The 21183-nt window shown below is 64.2% G+C and carries 20 protein-coding genes; 9 read left to right on the top strand and 11 right to left on the bottom strand.

Features of this window, described 5'->3' with window-relative positions; all coding sequences use genetic code 11:
- The first annotated feature begins 211 nt into the window (after positions 1–211).
- Positions 212–1450 (top strand): NAD(P)/FAD-dependent oxidoreductase, encoded by a 1239-nt coding sequence (locus QRN59_RS17510; protein ID WP_284983747.1) that lies wholly within the window; start codon positions 212–214, stop codon positions 1448–1450.
- On the opposite strand, the gene QRN59_RS17515 is transcribed toward QRN59_RS17510, so the two are convergent.
- Entirely contained in the window at positions 1429–2685 is a 1257-nt protein-coding gene (locus tag QRN59_RS17515) for a cysteine desulfurase family protein (protein WP_284983748.1), read from the bottom strand. The two genes, QRN59_RS17510 and QRN59_RS17515, sit on opposite strands and share 22 nt — an antisense overlap.
- Before the next feature lie 26 nt (positions 2686–2711).
- Positions 2712–3377 (bottom strand): helix-turn-helix transcriptional regulator, encoded by a 666-nt coding sequence (locus QRN59_RS17520; protein ID WP_284983749.1) that lies wholly within the window; start codon positions 3375–3377, stop codon positions 2712–2714.
- A 135-nt stretch (positions 3378–3512) separates the two neighbouring features.
- Between QRN59_RS17520 and QRN59_RS17525 the strand changes: the two genes are divergently transcribed.
- The gene (locus tag QRN59_RS17525; protein ID WP_502871075.1) at positions 3513–3887 is read left to right on the top strand and encodes a hypothetical protein; all 375 of its coding nucleotides are present in this window, start codon (positions 3513–3515) and stop codon (positions 3885–3887) included.
- A gap of 9 nt (positions 3888–3896) precedes the next feature.
- Here QRN59_RS17525 and QRN59_RS17530 read toward each other — a convergent pair whose 3' ends face one another.
- Positions 3897–4775, bottom strand: a complete 879-nt coding sequence (locus QRN59_RS17530) for a diacylglycerol/lipid kinase family protein (protein ID WP_284983751.1) — start codon at positions 4773–4775, stop codon at positions 3897–3899.
- A gap of 268 nt (positions 4776–5043) precedes the next feature.
- Here QRN59_RS17530 and QRN59_RS17535 point away from each other — a divergent pair, with 268 nt between their 5' ends.
- The 5 genes from QRN59_RS17535 to QRN59_RS17555 all read left to right on the top strand — a co-directional run bounded on the left by QRN59_RS17535 (position 5044) and on the right by QRN59_RS17555 (position 9078).
- Positions 5044–6003, top strand: coding sequence for a J domain-containing protein (locus tag QRN59_RS17535; RefSeq protein WP_284983752.1), 960 nt, complete (start codon positions 5044–5046; stop codon positions 6001–6003).
- Positions 6004–6047: 44 nt separating this feature from the next.
- Positions 6048–6515 (top strand): tRNA (cytidine(34)-2'-O)-methyltransferase, encoded by a 468-nt coding sequence (locus QRN59_RS17540; RefSeq protein WP_236811934.1) that lies wholly within the window; start codon positions 6048–6050, stop codon positions 6513–6515.
- 245 nt (positions 6516–6760) lie between these two features.
- A complete protein-coding gene (gene sigK / locus QRN59_RS17545; protein ID WP_284983795.1) occupies positions 6761–7357 on the top strand; it encodes an ECF RNA polymerase sigma factor SigK in 597 nt (198 codons plus the stop codon).
- Between the two features lies 1 nt (position 7358).
- Positions 7359–8237: an anti-sigma factor gene (locus QRN59_RS17550; RefSeq protein ID WP_284983753.1), complete on the top strand. Its 879-nt coding sequence runs from the start codon at positions 7359–7361 to the stop codon at positions 8235–8237.
- Positions 8238–8316: 79 nt separating this feature from the next.
- A complete protein-coding gene (locus QRN59_RS17555; protein ID WP_284983754.1) occupies positions 8317–9078 on the top strand; it encodes a MerR family transcriptional regulator in 762 nt (253 codons plus the stop codon).
- A gap of 94 nt (positions 9079–9172) precedes the next feature.
- On the opposite strand, the gene QRN59_RS17560 is transcribed toward QRN59_RS17555, so the two are convergent.
- From QRN59_RS17560 to QRN59_RS17585, 6 genes are all read right to left on the bottom strand, one after another.
- Complete coding sequence (locus QRN59_RS17560; RefSeq protein ID WP_234748189.1) at positions 9173–10546, bottom strand: GntT/GntP/DsdX family permease; 1374 nt, start codon at positions 10544–10546, stop codon at positions 9173–9175.
- The gene (locus QRN59_RS17565) at positions 10543–11088 is read right to left on the bottom strand and encodes a gluconokinase (protein WP_284983755.1); all 546 of its coding nucleotides are present in this window, start codon (positions 11086–11088) and stop codon (positions 10543–10545) included. The genes QRN59_RS17560 and QRN59_RS17565 overlap by 4 nt, the downstream gene beginning before the upstream one ends.
- Before the next feature lie 74 nt (positions 11089–11162).
- Entirely contained in the window at positions 11163–11942 is a 780-nt protein-coding gene (locus QRN59_RS17570) for a PIG-L deacetylase family protein (protein WP_284983756.1), read from the bottom strand.
- A gap of 5 nt (positions 11943–11947) precedes the next feature.
- A complete protein-coding gene (locus tag QRN59_RS17575; RefSeq protein WP_284983757.1) occupies positions 11948–12901 on the bottom strand; it encodes an electron transfer flavoprotein subunit alpha/FixB family protein in 954 nt (317 codons plus the stop codon).
- 14 nt (positions 12902–12915) lie between these two features.
- On the bottom strand, positions 12916–13716 hold the full coding sequence (locus tag QRN59_RS17580; RefSeq protein ID WP_284983758.1) for an electron transfer flavoprotein subunit beta/FixA family protein: 801 nt from the start codon (positions 13714–13716) through the stop codon (positions 12916–12918).
- Between the two features lie 294 nt (positions 13717–14010).
- Positions 14011–15684, bottom strand: a complete 1674-nt coding sequence (locus QRN59_RS17585; protein ID WP_284983759.1) for a S1C family serine protease — start codon at positions 15682–15684, stop codon at positions 14011–14013.
- A gap of 331 nt (positions 15685–16015) precedes the next feature.
- Between QRN59_RS17585 and QRN59_RS17590 the strand changes: the two genes are divergently transcribed.
- Positions 16016–18076 carry a TPM domain-containing protein gene (locus tag QRN59_RS17590; protein ID WP_284983760.1) on the top strand — a complete coding sequence of 687 codons (2061 nt, stop codon included), beginning with the start codon at positions 16016–16018 and terminating at the stop codon, positions 18074–18076.
- Positions 18077–18176: 100 nt separating this feature from the next.
- Complete coding sequence (locus tag QRN59_RS17595; RefSeq protein ID WP_284983761.1) at positions 18177–18965, top strand: PspA/IM30 family protein; 789 nt, start codon at positions 18177–18179, stop codon at positions 18963–18965.
- Between the two features lie 61 nt (positions 18966–19026).
- Here QRN59_RS17595 and QRN59_RS17600 read toward each other — a convergent pair whose 3' ends face one another.
- Both QRN59_RS17600 and QRN59_RS17605 read right to left on the bottom strand, forming a co-directional pair.
- Positions 19027–20163, bottom strand: a complete 1137-nt coding sequence (locus QRN59_RS17600; RefSeq protein WP_284983762.1) for an acyl-CoA dehydrogenase family protein — start codon at positions 20161–20163, stop codon at positions 19027–19029.
- Between the two features lie 76 nt (positions 20164–20239).
- Positions 20240–21172 carry a cytochrome b/b6 domain-containing protein gene (locus tag QRN59_RS17605; RefSeq protein WP_284983763.1) on the bottom strand — a complete coding sequence of 311 codons (933 nt, stop codon included), beginning with the start codon at positions 21170–21172 and terminating at the stop codon, positions 20240–20242.
- Positions 21173–21183: the final 11 nt, after the last annotated feature.

The raw sequence follows: 21183 nt of genomic DNA on the forward strand, positions 1-21183 counted from the left end.
TTTCTGTTGGTGTTGGGGAGAAGAATTGCGGCTGAAGAGAGTAAGCGCGCCCAACTATTCTAGCGCCCGCGGGAATCCGCCCCAAAAATGCCTTGACCATCGTCCCGGACGATTCTAAAGTCAAAACTAACAGTTTTAGATTGGGCTGCGCGCGTTCACGCACACGCAGGCTGCCCACGCGAACCGCCCACACCCCGCGAATCGAGTCACCATGGACACTGAACACATCCTGATTGCGGGCGGCGGACTGGCCGGCGCCACGGCAGCGAAGACCCTGCGCTCCGAAGGCTTCCAGGGCCGCATCACCGTGGTCTGCGCGGAGAATGAACAGCCCTATTTGCGACCTCCCCTCTCCAAGGAGTTCCTCCTGGGCAAGGCCGGCGAGGATACCGTCCCGGTGCTGGCGGCCGGCTGGTACCGGGAGAACGACGTCGAACTCCTTCTTGGCGAGGCGGTTGCGGCTGCCGATCCTGCCGCCCACACGGTACAGCTGAGGTCAGGAACCGAGCTGCAGTTCAGCAAGCTCCTGATCGCCACGGGGGCGCAGCCGCGCCGGATTCCGGTCCCCGGTTCCGATCTTGCCGGTGTCATGACATTCCGGACATTCGATGATTCGCGCAGGCTCAAGGAAGAGCTGTCCGGCGGAGGCCGAAAGGTGGTGATGATCGGCTCGGGTTGGATCGGCATGGAGCTTGCCGCGGCTGCGAGCAGCTACGGCAACACCGTGACCGTGCTGGGACTTGAAGACGTGCCGCTCAGCATGGCCATCGGCCCCGAACTGGGCGGCTTCTTCCGCAGTCTGCACGAAAAGCACGGCGTGCAGTTCCGGCTCCCCGCGAGCGCCGCGGAAATCAGCGGCACCAGTGGAAAGGCGAGCGCCGTTGTCACCAACTCCGGCGAGGTCCTTCCTGCCGACCTCGTGGTGGTGGCCGTCGGCGTGGTTCCGGATACGGCCCTGGCCGAAGCCTCCGGGTTGGAAATCCGCAACGGAATCGTGGTGGATTCTTCGCTCCGGACCAGCAGTCCGGACGTGTTCGCAGCCGGAGACGTTGCCAATGCCCTCCACCCCTTCACCGGCGACCGCCACCGCAGCGAGCACTGGTCCAACGCCCTCAACGGAGGCAAGGTCGCCGCGAAAGCGATGCTGGGACAAGACGCCATCCTGGACGTGGTCCCGTATTTCTATACGGACCAGTTCGACGTCTCGATGGAGTACTGGGGATATCCCACGCTCGCGGCAGGTTCCGCACCCGTCATCCGCGGCACGTTGGAGGAAAACAGCTTCATGGCCTTCTGGCTACGGGACGGCGCCGTCGTGGCGGGCATGAGCGTCAACCAGCAACGGGTCCAGAAGCCGGTCAAGGCACTCATTTCCGGGCGGATCCCGGTAGACGTGGTCCGCCTGGCTGATCCTGCCGTTCCGCTGGATCAGTTGTTGCCCGGGACCTGATCGCCGGCAGAGCCCCTGCCGTAACCCCGGGCCACCGTGGCTGCAGTCTGGATGCTGGACTCGTGACCGGCCATGCCGGCAAGCTTCGCCCGGGCATACGCGTCCGGGAGAGCCTTGAGCAGGGCGTCGACGTCGGCGTCGTTTGAAGAGTGCCCTAGGCTGAACCGCTGTGCCCCGCGGGCGGTGGCCTCATCCAACCCCATGGCAAGCAAGACGTGCGAGGGCCTGGGGACTCCCGCCGTGCAGGCGGATCCGGTGGATGATTCGATGCCCGCGAGGTCCAGGAGGAACAGCAAGGAATCGCCTTCACAGCCCGGGAAGGTGAAATGCGCGTTGCCGGGAAGCCGGGCGTCGCCGGTCGCCCCGCGCAGCACCACCTCGGGAATGGCAAGCTTGACGCCGTCGATGATCCGGTTCCTTAGGGCACTGATCCGCTCGCGCTCTGCCGGCAGGTTTTGAGCGACCGACTCCGCTGCGGCGGCGAATGCCGCGATCGACGCCGTGTCCAGGGTTCCCGAGCGAACATCACGCTCCTGCCCTCCCCCGTGCTGGACCGGAGTGACCTTGGTGGAGCGCCCGAGGAAGAGGGCGCCCACGCCCACGGGTCCGCCGATTTTGTGGCTTGAGACCGACATCGCGGCGAGTCCGGAGTCGCGGAAGCTGAGGGGAACCGAGCCAAACGCCTGGACTGCATCCGAGTGCACGGGGATGCCGTGGGCGGCGGCGATTTCCACGATCTCCTTGACGGGCTGGATACTGCCGACCTCGTTGTTTGCCCACATGACGGTGACCAGGGCCACCGATCCCGGATCACGCTCGATCTCCGCCCTCACAGCGTCCAGCCGCACGACGCCCTGGGAATCGACGGGGAGCCACACCGCTTCGGCCCCTTCGTGCCGTTCCAGCCATTCGACGGTGTCCTGCACAGCGTGGTGCTCGACGGCGGAGCAAAGGATCCGCTTGCGCCGGCCGTCTTCGTCGTGGCGGGCCCAGTACATCCCCTTGACGGCAAGGTTGTCTGCTTCGGTGCCTCCGGACGTGAAGATGAGCTCGGAAGGATGCGCCCCGGCTGCTGCCGCAATCGCTTCCCGCGCCTCTTCCACGGATCGCCGGGCACGCCGTCCGGAAGCGTGCAACGATGACGGATTGCCGGTGCGTGCCAGCTCGCGGGTCATGGCGGCGAGGGCGACGGCGGCAAGGGGCGTGGTGGCGGCATGGTCCAGGTAAACAGGCACTACCCAAGTCTATCGAGGCAGGCGGATCACGATGTAGGACGGATCCTGGCGCAGCAATGGCCTTCGCGGTTGTCGTCGGCGATCCGGTCCTCGGCAATTCCGCCCGCGGCCGCCGCTCCGCTCAGGAAGGCGCCGTTCATGGCGCAGACGACGTCCGTGTGACTTTCGGCCAGCCGGTGGAAAGGGCAATTGACGAGGGAGTACCCGCCATCGTCGTCAGCTTCCGGCCTGTAACCATAGCTCGCCAGGACATCCTCGAAATGCTGCTCCACGCTGCCGGCCTCGCGGCCCCGGGCGTAGGCGGTTTCGAGGAGCGCTTCGCGGGGGGAACCACCCTTCGCCATCAAGTCCTGGATGGCAGAGGCCATCACTTCCCCGGCGAGGTCGTAGTGGCGCTCCGGAACCGAGGCGCCGATCTCTTCAATGACGGGCGCATACAGCTTCGCAGGGCGCCCGGACCCCGGACCGACCTTGCCGCCGAGCTTGCGGAACTCAACACTCAGGAGTCCGTCACGGACCAACCGGTCCAGGTGGAAGGATGCTGTGCTGCGGGGAAGCCCGAGGGTCATCGCGGCGTCGTCGCGGCTGACCGCATCGCTTGCGCTGCAGACGTGCTCGTACAGGCGGCGGCGGTTGCCGTCGTCGAGGGATGCCAAGGCGGAGAGCCGACGCAGCCAGGGAAGTCCGGTCATGGATCCAGCTTAACTCTAAAATCAACACTCATTGCTTAATCCTGCCAGACTTTCTAAAATCAAGTTATCCATTTTTAGAAAGAAGGCATCATGAACGCCGCATCATCCCCAGCCCAAGCGAAAACCGGATCGCTGATGTCCATCGATCCCCAGCGGCAGGCATTCCTGCTCCTTCGGACCGTGTTCACCATGGCGCCGATCATTTTCGGCCTGGACAAGTTCACCAACCTGCTCACCCACTGGACGATGTACTTGGCCCCCGTGGCCACCACCGTGATTCCGGTCCCGGCCCAGACCTTCATGTACATCGTGGGCGTCGTGGAGATTGTGGCCGGCATTGCGGTGGCGGTCCGCCCGCGTTTTGGCTCGCTCCTGGTGGCCGTGTGGCTTTTGGGCATCATCGTGAACTTGCTGGTGCTCGGCAACTTCTTCGACGTGGCCCTCCGCGACTTCGGACTGCTCGTCGGCGCACTCGCGCTCAATCGCCTGGCCGTCGCCTCGCGTCGCTGACCGGCCTGGTCAGGCCAATACCCGCAGGGCGCCCGGAACCACGTCGATGTCCAAGGGAAGGAGGCCGATCCGCTCACCGTCGGCGTAGGCCACCACGTTCTCAGCGGCAAGCCGTACCGAGCGCACCCGGCGGATTTCCACCGCCGGGTGCGAGGTATGCCGGCCGGAGAAGACCTTCGGGAAGACCGCAAGGAGGGCCAGCCGGGACAGGGGCTTGACGATAAACAGATCCAGCAACCCGTCGTCGGGCGCGGCATCCGGGACGATGCGCATCCCACCGCCGATCGACTGGCAGTTGGCCACGGAAATCAGCATGGCGCCTTCCTTCGATGTCGCGCCATCGACAGTCACGGTGTAGTGGATGGCCCGGAACGATCCGAGCTCCCGGAGCATCGCGAGGGTGTAGCGGAGCGTACCGCGGGGCCACCTCCAGGAGTTGGCCCGTTCATTGACAGCGGCGTCGAATCCCGCGGATACGGCTCCGACAAACCAAGTGGTCCGTCCGCCGGTGGTGATGCGGCCTGCGTCGAGTACCCGCCCGCCGCCGGCGAGCGCCGAGATCACGCGGGCGCATGACCCCGCGACATCCTGCAACGGCAGTCCAAGCATTCGGGCTACGTCGTTTCCCGTACCCACAGGAACAATCCCGAGCGGCAACCCGGTCCCGCCAAGTGAGTTGACGCCCAAATGGACCATGCCGTCGCCGCCCACCACCACCAGGGCTTCGGCGCCTGCCCGAAGGGCTTCGTCTACCGCCTCCCGCAGGGCGTCCATGCTGTCGCGCCGAAGTACGACGACGTCAAGACCTGCGGCGCGGAGGCAGCGGGCGGCTTCGCCCCCGGCAACGGCGTGCCGGCCAAACGCTGCGGCCGGATTGACCGCCAGCACGATCCTTCGGCGGAGAGACCCGTTCAGCCTCTCAGGGCCGGGGCTTGCTGGGTCAAGGGGATGATCGGGGCCGGGCGGGGAGTTCACAGCATGAATCATCCCACTGGCAGGGGCTGGACCCTGGGAGCTAAAGCCCGGGGGAACTAAAGCCCGGGGGAACTAAAGCCCGGGCCGCCGTCGTTCTCATGGTGGGCTGGCTAGACTTGCCAAGATCGCCGCTCCGCACCGGGACGGCGGGAATCTTCAGAATCCAGAGAAAGGCCCGTGGTTGGCTCAGGGCAGCAGTTCCCACTATCAGATCCTCCGGGTCCCCGTCACCGCGACGGACAAGGAGATCAAAGTGGCCTACCGGAAGGCCGCAAGGAACGCCCACCCGGACCATGGCGGGGATCCTGAGGTCTTTCGACAGGTCACGCTCGCGTACGAGACCCTGATTGATCCCAAACGACGCGCGGAGTACGACCGCCGCTATGCGGGCCGTGCTCCGGGCGGGGCGAACCCCTTCGCAACGCAAAGACCGGACTACGGCCGGTCCGGCTCTCCCGGAGAGGAAACCCGCACCACCGCCGGGGTCCATCGGCCGAATGCCCCGCGCAACACGGCCGGCGACGCTCCCGTCTATGTGCCGCCCTTCGATGATCCGCGCGAGGTCCCCCTGCTCTCCAAAGGCGAAGCCGCGCTGCAGATCCACGGGATTCCCCGGAAGCGTGGAATCTTCGGCGCCGAAGCCCGCATTCAGCGCGAAATGCGGACAGTCCAGCTCATCAGCCGCCAGATCCTGCCTGCCATCCCCTCGGCGCGGCTCGTCAACGGGCTCCGCTCCCCTTCGGACGACAGCCACATCGATCACGCCCTGCTTGCCGGCTACCGCCTGGCGCTCATCGGCTCCATGCTGCTACCCAAGGGCGCCTATGCCTGGGACGGGGTGGCGCTCAAACACGGCGGGCGTTCGGTGCCACCGCCGCAGCTCGAGCTGATCGTTCGCCACATGCAGGAGATCTTTCCGGAGCTGAATGTGACAGGCTGGGTAGTTGTCCACAGCCCGGACGGCAACCCGCACGAGCCGGTCATCGACCACTACCGGCGCACGGACGGCGACTTCGGTTCGGTGCAAATCGTTAACGCCTCCGGGCTGTCCCGCGGCCTCAAGCAGTTCCTGAGTTCGGGTCCCGTGCCCAACACCGTGGTTGTCCCGGTCCTGGCCCGGCTGCTTCGCGGCATGCACTGAGCCTGCGGGAACAACCCTGTATTTTCGCTGGCTAGGATTGATACGTGTTCCGCATCCTCTTCCACACCCCTGAAATCCCGGGCAACACGGGAAACGCCATCCGGCTCGCCGCCATCACCGGCGCTGAGCTCCACCTCGTGGAGCCGTTGGGCTTCGACTTCTCCGACGCGAAGCTGCGCCGGGCGGGACTCGACTACCACGATCTCGCGGTGGTCACGGTGCACAAGGACATCGAGGCTGCGTGGGCGGCTTTGCAGCCCGAGCGCGTCTTCGCCTTCACGTCCGACGGCGAATCCTCCTATACGGACATTGCCTACGAGGAAGGCGACGTATTGCTGTTCGGTCCCGAGTCCGTCGGGCTTCCGGACTGGCTGAAACAGGACCCTCATGTCACGGCGCGCGTCCGGCTCCCCATGCTGCCGTCCCTCCGCTCGCTGAACCTTGCCAATGCCGCCTCCATTGCGGTGTACGAGGCCTGGCGCCAACACGGTTTTGCCGGGGCAAAGCTCTAGCGGGCCCAGGGCCGCCAGATATCCGCAAGGTCACCTCTGCGGCTCACCCATCCAAAACGCCCCCTGCGCCGAATACCCTTTGCAGGCACCAACAGCCTGGGCAGGCAGTTGGCCTGCGAAGCAAGGGGCCGGTGAAGCGACGGGCCTGTCGAGCGACGGCCGCGGAAGGGGAGCAGGTGACTACTCTCAAGACCCGCAGTACTTCCGGTACTGCCGGGGTCACCGACAACCTATGCTGGACGGTGATGGATACACCGAATGTGCGAGGCCCCGAGGCCCCCGGCCTGATAGCCGGCTCCAATGCGCAGCTTGCGGAATTGCTGGGATTGATGGCCGACGGCGACCGGGCCGCCTTCAGCGAGTTCTACCGGCTCACCGCTCGTCGCGTCTTCGGCATGGCCAAGCGCGTCTTGGTGGATGCGGGCCTGAGCGAAGATACAACCCAGGAAGTCTTCATCCAGGTCTGGCAGAACGCAACCAAATTCAACCCCGAGGCAGGCAGCCCGCTCGCGTGGCTCATGACCATCACCCACCGGCGCGCGATCGACCGTGTCCGCTCGGCCCAGTCCGCAACGGACCGCGAAGCGAAGTATGGTGCGGCGAGCCAACTCCTTGACCACGATTCAGTGGAAGAAGAAGCCAACAGCCGGCTTGAGGCCGAGGCCGTCACCCGTTGCCTCGGCACCCTGACGGAAACGCAATTGGAATCCGTGCGGCTCGCCTACTATGGCGGGCTCACCTACCGGGAGGTCGCCGAACAACTCGGTGCAGCGATTCCGACCATCAAATCCCGCATCCGCGATGGACTTCTCCGACTCAAGACTTGCCTGGGGGTGAGCTGACATGACCGAACACGATGACAACAAGCAGAATGCCGGAAAGGAAGGCCACCGCGGGATGTTCGCCAGCGATATAGCCACTGATCTTGCTGAAGGCCGCGTCCTGGAGCTTGCCGAGATCTATGCGCTCGACGCCTTGAGCGACGCCGAGAGAGCGGAAATCGACAACTACATTGCCACCGCGCCCGAACGCTCAGCGTTCCTCGAGCGGGTCAGGCAGTCACGCGAGACTCTCGCCACCTCTTTCGCCGACGAGGCGGAGCCGCGGCCTGGACTGTTGGAGGACATTCTGCGGCAGCTCCCGCAACAACCACGCATTGCACAAACCGGCACAGCGTCCGCACCTTCTTCCGTTCCCGAAGTGCCGGCCGGCCCCGCACTGCACGCAACCCCCGACGTCGTTGACCTCGCCGCGGCCCGGAACCGACGGGATCGCCGACGCTTCGGCGGCGTCCGTGGCTGGGTGGCAGCCGCTGCGGCGGCAGCGGTAATTGCGCTTGGCGGTGTTGGCGTGGGCGTCTACGTGGCCGGGCAGAACGATCCCGTGAACCAAGTGCTGCAGGCCGCCGATGTCCGGCAAGCCACCGTCAACGTCAACGGCGGCGGCACTGCCACCGTGTCCATCTCCAGCTCGAAGAACGCTGTGGTGGTCCGTATGAACGGAGTTCCCGCTCCCCCGGCCGGCAAGGTCTATCAGATGTGGCTCATTCCCAAGGACGGGTCCGACCCTGTATCCCAGGGACTCATGGACGCCCAGGCCTTGAGCCACCCGGCGGTTGTCTCCGGTATCACCAGCGCGGCGGCCATCGGCATCACGGTTGAACCCGTGGGCGGCTCCAAGAAGCCGACACTCCCGACGGTCGCTGCAGCGCCCCTCACGTAAAGCGAGGAGCGCTGCCCGGACGTAGGCTCTTGGTGACGGGGCTTGACCTTGACGTAACGTCAACTTCTACGCTGGATGCATGAAGCAGGACAAGGCAGATACCTGGACCATTTCCGAACTGGCCAAGGCCAGCAAGGTTTCCTCGCGAACCTTGCGCCACTATGACCAACTCGGACTATTGGAGCCTGTCCGCACGGGACACAACGGCTACCGGTACTACGGCCAGCCTGAGCTGCTGCGCCTTCAGCGGATCCTTCTGCTTCGTGAACTTGGCCTTGGGCTCGAGACCATCGGCGAAGTTCTGGATGGCCAGGCCGATCCTGTGGAGGCACTTGCCGTGCACAGGAACTGGCTGCTGGCCGAGCGCGACCGGCTGGACCGGATGTCCCGGACGGTCGACGCCACGATCGCAGCACTACGTCAAGGAGAAACCATGACCGCGGAGAACATCTTCAAGGATTTCGACAACAACCCCTACGAAGCCGAGGCGCGCGAGCGCTGGGGCGATCGGGCCGTCGACGAGAGCAAAGCACGACACTCGGCGATGACAACGGCCCAAAAACAGGCCTTCATGGAGGAGTACGCGGCGCTGAACGAGGATCTCGCCCGCTGCTTCGACGCCGCCCTTCCTGCAGACCACCCGGACGTCCAGGCAGCCGTCGGCCGGCATTACAAGTGGATCTGCGCCAGTTGGACGCCCAACGCTGAATCCTATGTAGGCCTGGGCCAGATGTATGTGGACGACCCGCGGTTCACCGCCAATTACGACAAGGTCCGGGTCGGCCTGGCGTCCTACCTGTTCGAAGGCATCAAGGTCTACGCGGCAGAAAAGCTCAGTTAGTTAGGGCATACCTCAAGAAAAGCACGACGGCGGCCCGTTCCCACTGGAAACAAAGGGGACGGGCCGCCGTCGTACTGACTGCCAAGCAGCCCCGCTAGATGATCAGCGAGAGCACCATGATAAAGCCGAAGCCGACCACCGAGATGAGCGTCTCCATCACCGACCACGTCTTGAATGTCTGCCCCACTGTGAGGCCGAAGAGTTCCTTCACGAGCCAGAATCCGGCGTCGTTGACGTGGGACAGGAAGAGCGAGCCGGCACCGATGGCCAAAGCAAGGAGTGCGGCGTGTGTCGGGCTCAGGCTGCTCGCCAACGGAGCCACAATGCCCGCAGCCGTCACAGTGGCAACTGTCGCCGAGCCCGTGGCCAGGCGAAGCGCCACAGCCACAATGAAGCCCAGGACCAGCACCGACATATTGGCGCCCTCGGCCCATTTCTTGACCGCATCACCGACGCCGGCGCCGATAAGGGTCTGCTTGAAGCCGCCGCCTGCACCCACGATCAACAGGATCGCGGCAATCGGTCCGAGGCTGTCGCCGAGCTTGGCCGTGATCTTGCTACCCGTGAAGCCGACGGCGTAGCCGAAGGTCACCATGGCGGCGAGCACGGCCAGGGTCATCGCCACGAGGGGCTGGCCCACGAAGTCCAGGACGGTGCGGATCATGGGGGCATGGGCCGCGTCGGGCCAGACAATGTCGGCCACGGCCTTCAGGAGCATGAGCACCACCGGGAAAATGATGGTCAACAAGGTGACGAGGAAGCTGGGCTGACGCTTGACTTCGCTGAGGTCGACGGCGTGCTTGGTGTCGACGCCGCCGGCCACCGCAGGAGCGTCAACTGGAACCCAGCGCGCAGCCAAACGGGAAAACAGCGGGCCACAAATGATGACCGTGGGGACGGCCACCAGGAGCCCCAATGCCAGAGTGGTGCCCAGTTCAGCCTTCACGGCGCTGATGGCGATGAGTGGCCCGGGGTGCGGCGGGACCAGGCCGTGCAGCACGGACAAACCCGCGAGCGCAGGAATGGCAATGCGCATGAGTTTCATCTGCGAGCGCTGGGTGACCAGGACGATCACCGGAAGCAGCAGGACGAGGCCGATCTCAAAGAACATCGGGAGGCCGATGATGACCGCAACCAAGGTGATCATCCAGACCACCTTGTTGCCGCTGGCTTTCTCCAGCAAAGTGTCCACCACGCGGTTTGCGCCGCCGGAATCCGCCAAGAGCTTGCCCAGCATGGCGCCGAGCGCAATCAGGATGCCGACCTCTTTAAGGACGCCTCCCACGCCGTCCTCGAAGTTGCTGACGACCTTGGCCAGTTCCACTCCGGAGGCCAGGCCAACGAAGGCCGATCCGAGTACCAGGGAAAGGAAGGGGTGGACCTTGAATTTGGCGATCAGCAGGACGATCAGCGCAATGCCGATAGCCGCGACCACAAGAAGTTGGGTATCGTGCCCGGTCCAGTTCACGCTGCGCCACCGACCGCGTGGGCGGTCTGCGCCTCAAGGCCGAGACGTTCGATGACTTCCTCTGCTTCTTCAGCCGGAGAAGCGGAGACACACAGCGAGATGTGGTTCTCCTCCTCCGTGGGCGCCTCCAGTGCATCGAACTGGGATTCCAGCAGCGAGGCAGGCATGAAGTGCCCGTGACGCGAAGCCAGCCGGTCGGAAATCTTGTCCTTGCTCCCCTGGAGGAAGACGAATACGACGCCCTCGCCGCGCAGGACATCCCGGTAGCGCTTCTTCAAGGCCGAGCACGTGATGATGCCCGGCTTTCCTGCTGCGGTACGCTCCTTGATCCAATCGGCAATGATGTCCAGCCAGGGCCAACGGTCCTCATCGCTGAGTGCGTGCCCTGCCTGCATCTTTGCCACGTTCGCTTCGGGGTGCAGGTCGTCGCCTTCGGCGAGATCCCAACCCAGCCGGCCGGCCAATACGCCAGCCACTGTCGATTTACCGGAACCGGAGACACCCATGATCACCAATACCGGCTGTTGTGCAGTCTTCGCCATCAAAGTCTGCCTTCCTCAATTAAATATGATTTAAACGAGACTAAGCATATGACACAGGTTACACATCAGCAATTTCAGAAACCGGCGATGGTTTGGGAACCGTTGACTTCCACCACATGGAACGCCTCGGCGCTGCGTCCTTCCGGCATGCCGGCGCGCGAGGCATTGTGCCGGAGCATGCCTCGGACAGCCCGTTCCATGCCCGACAGATCGGGGTGCTGGCTCGCGTGGATCCGGATGGCAGCCAGTTTCGCGTCGATGTGGTCGGTGACATCCACGAAATAGTTCTCACGGGTTTCGGGACCGGCGAAGAGCCACAGCCAGGGGAGTTTGAAGGCCTCCAGGCCGGCTCCCGCAAGTTCCGGGTAGGCGAAGGGGTTCTCCACGGCCGGGTACACCGCCCGGGTCACGATCTCCCCCACTGCGAGGTGGTCGGGATGGCTCTTCTGGATCCTGTCCCAATTGCGTTCCGGGTGCATGGCAAGGACGACGTCGGGGCGGATTTCGCGGATGAGTCTCACCACTTGCTTGATGACCCCGTGCGTCGGTTCCAGGTAGCCATCGCGCTCATGGAGGTAGTGCACATCCGTGACGCCGACGAGGGCAGCGGCTTGTCTCTGCTCCTCTGCGCGCATGGAAATGATCTCTTCGCGGTGGGCAGGATCGAAACCTCCGGCGTCGCCGTCGGTCATGACGCAGTAGCTGACCGCGACGCCGGCAGCGGTCCAAGCGGCGATGGCGCCGGCTGCGCCGAAGTCGATGTCGTCCGGGTGGGCGGTAAAACAAAGCACCCGCTCAACGCGCTCCCTGGAGGCGTTGAACGGGCTCTTTGCTGACGTAGCGTCAGAAGACAAAGGGATCAGCCTTTCCGCTTTTTGATCTCTTCGGTGGCCTGCGGAACAACCTTGAAGAGGTCACCGATGATGCCGAAGTCCGCGATTTCGAAGATCGGCGATTCAGCATCCTTGTTGATCGCGACGATGACCTTGGAGGTCTGCATCCCGGCCTTCTGCTGGATCGCTCCGGAGATGCCGGCCGAAATGTAGAGCTGCGGGGACACGGTCTTGCCCGTCTGGCCGACCTGGTAGTCATGGCCGATCCAGCCTGCATCCGTGGCGGCACGGGAAGCCCCGAGTGCACCGCCCAGCGCGTCGGCCAGTTCTTCCAAAGGACCGAAGTCGCCGTCGACGCCGCGTCCGCCGGCAACCACGATCCGGGCTTCAGTGAGCTCAGGACGGCCGCTGGCCGGCTTTTCCGCACGGCCGGTGACCCGTGCTGCATTCGCGGTGGCATCGGCCGGGATATCGATAGTGACAGCTTCGGGCGTACTTGCCGCGGCCGGGGCCTCGACGTCGACACTGTTCGGCTTGACCGTGAGCACGGCGACGGCGGTGCGCGCCTTGGCCGTGGTGGTGTATGAGCCCGCCAGGACCGATTTGTGGGCCGTGCCGTCGGCGTCTACGCCTACGACATCGGTGATGACGCCTGCGTTGAGCTTCACGCCAAGACGGGCCGCGATTTCCTTGCCGTCGGCTGTGTTCTCCAGCAGGACGGTCCGGGCTCCGGAGGCTGCAACTGCCGCGGCAAGATATGCCGCTTTCGGCGCAACCAGGTAGTCGTCCAGGTCCGTAGCGGACGGGCGGTAAAGAGCCGAGGCTCCTTGCGCACCCAGGGCGGCCGCGACGTCGTCGTGCAGTTCGCCGTTGAAGGCGACCACCGCCTCCCCGAGGGAACGTGCGATCGTCAGGAGTTCCAGGCTGCTCTTCTTGAGCGTCGCGCCCGGGTTGTCAATGAATACAAGTGCTTTTGCCATGTGTCGGAATCCTCTTAGAGCAGCTTCTGGGCGGCCAGGAACTCAACCAGCTTGATGCCGGCGTCGCCTTCGTCGGTGATGATGGTGCCGGCAGTGCGCGGCGGCCGCGCTTCAGCGGTCTCGACGGCGGTCAGCGAACCCGCGGCGCCAACGTGAGCGGCATCGACGCCGATGTCGGCCAGCGTGAGTGCCGTGATTTTCTTCTTCTTGGCTGCAAGGATGCCCTTGAAGTTGGGGTATCGCGGCTCGTTGATCTGGTCCGTCACGGATACCAGCGCCGGCAAGGTTGCCTCCACAGTGTCCGCGTGGGCGTCACCGTCACGGCGCGCGACGACGCGTTCGCCATTGACCTCCAGGGAGGAAGCAAAAGTGACCTGCGGGAGTCCGAGCCGCTCTGCGAGCTGGGCCGGAACCAAGGACGTTTCGCCGTCGGTCGAGGCCATGCCCGTCAGGACGAGGTCCACGGGCGAGTCGGCGCCGAGATACCGGATCGCCGCGGCGAGGGCCAGCGAGGTGGCGGCGGCGTCGGAACCGGCCAAGGCGTCGTCGCTCAAATGCGCTCCCGAGGAGGCACCGATCTGCAAGGACTTCTTGACGGCGTTCACGGCACCGGCGGGACCCATGCTCAAGGCGATGACCTCGTTGCCGGCCTTAGCACCCCCGCGGGCTTCGCTGAGCTGCAGCGCGGCTTCGAGCGCGTACTCGTCCAGTTCGGACAGAATGCTCTCGTCGCGGTCCGTGGTGTTGCCTGGGCCGGTGAGGTGTCGGTCGAACTGCGCGTCCGGGACGTGCTTGACCAGAACAACAATCTTCAATGTATCTCCCACTGTGTTCGAGGCAGCCTTCCATACTCGGGGATGGCCAGCAACTAGGCGCGTGGCCAAGAGTGCCCGGCGTACGGGCTCGTCCTAGCTAAGCATATTGCGGGACAAGTCGGACAACGCCGCGTACCCGCATTAACTCCTGTTTCGTGGATCGCTCCCGCGTACGGCCGCAAGAGCACACGACAACGGCGGGCCGCACCGCTTGTGGTGCCGCCCGCCGTCGTCGACTGCTAGCTGCTTGTCCGGCTGGAATCCGCTGCTACTGCAGCTGCTGCAGCGCAGCTGTTACGGTGCGGCATCCAAGGTCACGTCGAGCTCCTGCGACTGGCCGCTGCGCTGGATGGTCACCTTGACCGTTGCGCCTGCCGGCTGCTCACGGACCGCCGCGGTGAGCTGCTCGGGATCGGTGATGTCCATGCCGGCGAACTTGGTCACGACGTCGCCGACCTTGACTCCGGCCTTCTCAGCGGCCGAGCCCGCGGTCACGGCCGCAACCTGCGCGCCCACCGAGAACCCTGAACTGCTTCCCGTGGCCGACTTAGGCTGAACGCTGACGCCGAACTGCCCGTGCGTGGCCTTGCCGTTCTTGATGATTTCCTGGGCAATACGCTTCGCGTTGTTGATGGGGATGCTGAAGCCCACACCAATGTTGCCGCTGGACGACGACGAGGAACTGCTGCTCCCGGCGGAAGCGATCGCCACGTTGACGCCGATGATCTCGCCCTTGGTGTTGACAAGCGCTCCACCGGAGTTGCCTGGGTTGATCGGCGCGTCGGTCTGGATCACGTTGAGCGAAACAGTACCCTGGCCAGCACTGCTCTGGCTCTGGCCACCGCCTGGAGGGGCGAATTGGAATCCGCCCTGGCCGCCGTTTTGCGAATTGTCGGAGCCGCCATTGGGAACGGCCGAGGACGCCACGCTGATAGTGCGGTTGAGCGTGGACACGATGCCGTCGGTGACGGTGCCGGGCAGGCCGAGCGGAGCGCCGATGGCGATCGCGTTGTCCCCGACATTGATCTTGCTGGAGTCACCCAGGGTAGCCGGCACGAGGCCGGAGGCGTTGTCCACCTTGATGATGGCGAGGTCCGACAGCGGATCCGTACCCACTACCGTCGCCTTCAGGACGCGCCCATCGCTCAACCGCACTTCGATCGCGGCGTTGGCGCTCGCACCGTCAAGGGTCACCACGTGGGTGTTGGTCAGGATGTGGCCCTGGTCGTCGAGGATGATGCCCGAACCGGTGCCGCCCTGGCTTCCGCTCGAAGCCATGATGGTCACGACGCTCGGCGACGCCTTGGCCGCTGCTGCGGTGATGGCGTTGACGTTGTCCGTGTTGTTGACGATCACGGTTCCTGTCTGGCCGCTAGTGGCCGCGGCCGGGGCCCGGCTGCTTAACAATTGATCGCTGGCGGCTACCACACCGCCGCCCACGAGACCGGCTGCCAGGATGCAGGCCACCAAGGTCCCGACGCCGAAGACCGGCTTGCGCTTCGGGCTAGCCGCCGGACCGCCCGGGTGGGCCGGGAACTGCTGCGTGGGATAGTGCTGCGCAGGGTTCGGTCCGCCGTAGAAAGGCTGGTGTTGCGGGTAGGGGTGTTGCGGTCCCCCGCTGTGCTGGGGAGCGCTGTGCTGTGGCGCGCCGTTCTGGGGAGCGCCGTGCTGGGCCTGGATCTGCTCGGTGGCGTTTTCGGCCGGGGCCTGGGCCCAGGGTGCCGGAGCTACAGGAGTCTGTGCTGTGTATTCAGGCTGCGCAGGGTGTTCGGGCTGCGCAGGGTGTTCGGGCTGCGCAGGGTGTTCGGGCTTCGCAGTGAAATCCTGACCCGGCTGGTATGCCGGCAGCGGGGTCGTAGGCTGGGAATTGGCTTGCTTGTCCGCCTCCGCCTGGCCGGTGCCCTCAGGACCATGGTTCTCGGGGCCATTGTTCTCAGGCGCGGCGCCCTGTGCTGGGTTCTCCGTCATGGGACTTCCTTTCTTCCTCGTCCCCTTAACTATCGTCGCTCTTGCTGGATCAAGAGTCGACGTTCGCTGGGAGCTTGCTGAACGCGTCATCGGAACGGTCCTGTGCCCTCGAATGGCACCGACTAGCCCCCTCAACGCTGGAGAAGGGCAGATTTCTCCCCGTTTCGCTGGCGGCATATTTACCGCTGTGGACGCCCCAAAAGGTGCACCATAGTATCAAGTGGAATTGCCACAGCGACCTGCCGCTTGACAACCATGCGTGGGGGCGCTGATGCATTCTGTTTCGATTGTTCCGGCCTGGACCAATCGCAGACGTGCTGAAGGGTTGCACATGCGGTCAATGTTGAAACGTGTACTCGCCGTCATCGGCCTGGCTGGAATGCTGGTCCTCCCGGCCACCGCAGCCTGGGCCGAGGGTCCAGTGACAATCCCCTCCGGCCAGAACATCGTGGACAACGCGAATGTCCTGGGCAACCGCAAGGGCGAGGTCCAGGACGCCATCCAGAAGCTCCTGAAGGACCACAAATACAACTTGTACGTGGTCACTGTGAATTCCTTCGACAACCCCTCATCGCCCGCAGACTGGGCCACGGCAGTGGCCACCAAGAAGGGTATGGGCAAGGCTGACGTCATTCTGGCCATCTCCACGGCCGGTCAGTACTATTTCGCACCCAACTCTGCAAGTGCGATCTATTCCAAGAGGTCAACCATTTCGTCCAATGCCATCGCAGCCAACCTGGGCGCAGGCAAGCGTGACTTTGCCCAGGCAGCCATCGACACCGCGGCCGCCGTCGGCGACGCCGCCGGCGGGGGCAGCGGCACCGTTCCGAGCGGCAACTCGGGTGCGGTCGTTTTGATCGGCGCCGGCGTGGTTGCGGCCGGTGGTGTGGGCACATACCTGTACTTCCGCAACCGACGCAAGAAGAGCCAGGCATCCAGCGCCAGCTACGGTCCGCAGGGAGAACAGCTTGATCCCCTCGCCTCCTTGAGCATCGCGGACTTGCGGCGCAAAGCCGGCTCCCTGCTCATCGAAGCGGACGACACGATCAAGTCCAGCGAGCAGGAGCTAGGCTTCGCCCAGGCGCAATACGGCGATGCCGCCGTCGGGAACTTCACCAAGGCTCTGCTGGAAGCCAAGAACCACATGACCGAATCCTTCAAACTGCAGCAACAGCTCGATGACCACATCCCGGACACCGAAGAGCAGCAGCGCAGTTGGCTTGGCGAAATCATCCGACGCTCGGAGGCCGCCCTTCAGTCGCTGCGCGAACAGAAGGCCGATTTCGATTCCCTCCGCGAGCTTGAGAAGAACGCGCCGCAGGCTCTGGCCACAGTTGCCGCCGGCGCCAACGAAGCCGAGGCAAAGATCAGCAGCGCGGAGCAATCGCTCAACGGCCTGCGCGAGAAGTACGCAGACAGCGCACTTGGCCACGTGAGCGACAACATCACCCAGGCCAAGGACCGGCTCGCCTTCGTTCAAAACGCAACCACGACGGCACAGGAAAAACTCGCCGCAGGTGAGCGCAGCCTTGCCGCAGTGGCAGTCCGCGCCGCGGAAGAGGGCCTGCACCAGACCAACGTGCTGATCGATGCCATCTCCAAGGTAGCGGGCAGCCTCGACGAAGCCCGGAATTCGCTGGAGGGCGCCGTGGTGGAGACCAGCCAGGACCTGGCACAGGCCAAAGCGATGATCCAGTCCGGCGAACACCCGGAGCTGGCTGGCCCGGTGGCCGGAGTCGAAGCCGCACTGGCGCAAGTCAAGATTGAAATCCAGGGCGGGAAGATCGATCCCATTGCCACTTTGGACCGCGTGGAGAAGGCGCACCAAGCCTTGGACCAGTCCCTCTCGGGAATCCGTGACCAGCAGGAACAGGCAAGACGTGCACAGGCCGCGCTCCAGCAGACCATCATGGCTGCCCAGTCCCAGATCAGCGCCACCTCTGACTACATCGCGGCCCGACGCGGCGGCGTGGGCACCGAGGCGCGTACCCGCTTGGCCGAAGCCCAACGGAATCTCGACTACGCCCTGTCCATTTCCCGCAACGACCCGGTCACCGCACTGACGTACGCCCAGCAGGCCCAGGCGCTCGCTGCACAAGCCGCGCAACTGGCACAGTCCGACGTCGATCAGTTCGGCGGCTTCGCCAACCAAGGCTACGGCCGCGGCGGCATGTTCGGTGGTGGAGGGAACGGCGGCGGCCTCGGCGGAGCGATCCTCGGAGGCATCCTCATCAACTCCATCCTGCACGGCGGAGGCGGCGGCTGGGGCGGAGGAAACAACGACGGCGGAGGCGGAGGCTTCTTCGGTGGCGACGGCGGCGGGGGCGGAGGCTTCTTCGGTGGCGACGGCGGCGGCGGTGACTTCGGTGGCGGCGACTCCGGCAGCTTCTAGCACCAAAGACTAGGTGGGGGGCCGGTCCCCCACGTAGAGCGGTACAAAAACTGATCACTGGATTCAGTGGGCACCACTGAGCAGGACGAAAGGCAACACCATGGTTAAGCAGTCCATTTTCGGGCGGATCGCACAGCTCGCCAAGGCGAATATCAATGCCTTGCTCGACCAGGCTGAGGACCCGCAGAAGATGCTGGACCAGATGGTCCGCGACTACTCGAACAACATCGCCGAGGCCGAGTCCGCCGTGGCGCAGACCATCGGAAACCTCCGAATGCTGCAGGCCGACTACAACGAGGACATCAAGAACGCCCAGGACTGGGGCAACAAGGCCCTCGCAGCCTCCCGCAAGGCCGACGAGTACCGCGCGGCCGGCAACGCCTCAGACGCAGTGAAGTTCGACAACCTTGCCAAGGTGGCCATCCAGCGCCAGATGTCCGCCGAGAACGAGGCCAAGGCCGCCGAGCCCAACATCGCGTCCCAGTCGGAGGTCGTGGACAAGCTCAAGAGCGGTCTCGACCAGATGAAGGGCAAGCTCAACGAACTCACGAGCAAGCGCAATGAGCTGGTTGCCCGTTCCAAGACGGTTGCTGCCCAGACCCAGGTGCACGACGCCCTCAAGAGCATCGACATCATGGACCCCACCAGCGAGGTGGGCCGCTTCGAAGAGAAGATCCGCCGTGAAGAGGCCAAAGTCCTCGGCCAGCAGGAACTTGCAGCGTCCAGCCTGGACGCACAGTTCAACCAGCTTGAGGACCTCGGAGAGCAAACGGAAATCGAGGCCCGCCTGGCGGCGTTGAAGTCGGGCGGCTCGAAGGCTGCGATCGGCGCCGGCGCCACCGCACCGGCAGATGACACTGTGGACGAAGCCGACTTCGACAAGCTCTAGTCCCAGCAACGAAGGGCCGGCCCTCACCGTGGGGTCCGGCCCTTCGTGCTTCCTGCGTGCTTTATGCCCCTACTGCGAGCCGTCCAACAATGAGTCTCATGATTTCGTTGCTGCCTTCCAGGATCTGATGGACGCGCAGGTCCCTGGCAATCTTCTCGAGGCCGTATTCCGACAGGTATCCGTAGCCGCCATGCAGTTGGATGGCCTTGTTTGCCACGTTGAACCCGGCGTCTGTGGCGACGCGTTTCGCCATTGCGCACAACCTCACGGTGTCCGGGGCCCCACGATCCAAAGCGTCAGCGGCCCGGAGGATCAAAGTCCTGGCGGTTTCGAGTTCCGTATCCATGTCGGCAATATCAAACAGCAGGGACTGCTGGTTGATGAGCGGACCACCAAAAGCCGAGCGTGACTTGAGGTAGGCGATGGACTTCTCCAGGGCCGCCTGGCCGCCTCCCAGGGAACAAGCGCCCATATTGACCCGGCCCCCGTTGAGGCCCTTCATGGCGATACCGAATCCGCTGCCTTCCTCGCCAAGCCGGTTCGCCACAGGGACCCGTACGTCCTCGAAGATGACCTGACGGGTGGGCTGGGCATTCCATCCCATCTTCTTCTCATTCGGGCCGAAGGACAGGCCCGGCGCGTCCGCGGGCACAACGATTGCGGTGATGCCTTGGCTGCCCGTGTCCGCAGTCCGCGCCATGACCACATAGACGCTGGAAACTCCTGCACCCGAAATGAACTGTTTGGTGCCGTTAAGAACGTAACTGTCGCCGTCGAGCACGGCTTTGGTGCTCAGTGCGGCGGCGTCCGAGCCGGCTCCCGGCTCCGTGAGGCAATAGCTGCCCAGCGCCTCCATGGATGCAAGCTGCGGCACCCATTGGGCCCGCTGCTCGTCGTTGCCGAAAGCGTCGATCATCCACACAACCATGTTGTGGATCGAGATGTAGGCCGCGATGGTGGGGTCTGCCTTGGACAGCTCTTCAAAGATCAGCGCCGCATCCGTGCGGGAAAGCCCCGAGCCGCCGAACTCTTCCCGGACATAGATGCCTCCCATGCCGAGGGTGCCCGCTTCACGCAGGACATCCACAGGGAAATGCTTGGTCTCGTCCCATTCCGCGGCGTGCGGCGCAATGGCCGTAGTGGCGAAGTCGCGCACCATCTCCACCACCGCTTGCTGGTCCTCTGTGAGCTCAAACATTGGCACTCCTTTGCAGTTCGTCCCAGTTCTCCGGGTTGTCCGGTGTTTCTGGCCTTTTCCAGCTATCCGCTGGGGTTTACTTGCTGACTTTGCCCATCAGCGAAGCGACAGGGCGAAGGAACAGCGGCCTCGCAAGGAACCAGGCGCCCACAATCACCAGGAGGGATACGGCGAAAATGCCGAAACCAACCCAATTGATATCGTCGCTGCCGCCATACATATGGTTGAGGTTGCGCAGCGCCCCGGTAGCGAGGACCAAGGTGACGTGCACGATGGTGAAGAGCACGAAGTACACCATCACCGGGAAATGCACTGCCCGGGCCAGTTCGATGGGATAGATCTTGTTCACCGTGCCGGCTTTCTTCGGCCATGCAGAGGACGTACGCAGGCCAGTGATGATGGCAAGCGGGGCGGCGATGAAGACCGTGACGAAGTAGGTCAGCAGTTGCAGGGCGTTGTAGTTCACCCAGCCGTCCTCAGTGGGCCAGTTCAACGAGACGTACTGGAGGGCGGCGGAAATGGCGTTCGGGAAGACATCCCAGCTGGTGGGGATGATCCGCATCCATTGCCCGGTGGCAAAGATCACGATGATGAAGACGATGCCGTTCAACACCCACAGGGCATCCAGGGTCAGATGGAACCACAGGTCCAGGCTGATCTTGGTCGGCGCATTCTTGGTCCGGATGAATCCTTTGTTGTTGCGGGTCCATTGGGCCGGCGGCCTCTTGGCCGTGCGGACCTGCCAACCGGATCGGACGATCAGCACCATGAAGAAGACGTTCAGGAAGTGCTGCCATCCGAGCCATGCCGGGAAACCTACAGGAGCGTTCTCCGGGAGGCTGGATGCGCCTGGGAAGTCGTGCAAGAACGACTGCACACCCGACAGGCCCGTCAACCATTTGGCGAACAAGACGATGAGCAAAAGTACGAGCAGCACGCCTGGAACCACCCAGAGGGGTTGGGACCATTTGCTCTTGGCTGCTGTCGACTTTTTGGCGGGGGTGGACATCTTCTCAGACA

This window comes from Arthrobacter sp. efr-133-TYG-118 (assembly GCF_030209755.1).
Taxonomy (GTDB): domain Bacteria; phylum Actinomycetota; class Actinomycetes; order Actinomycetales; family Micrococcaceae; genus Arthrobacter.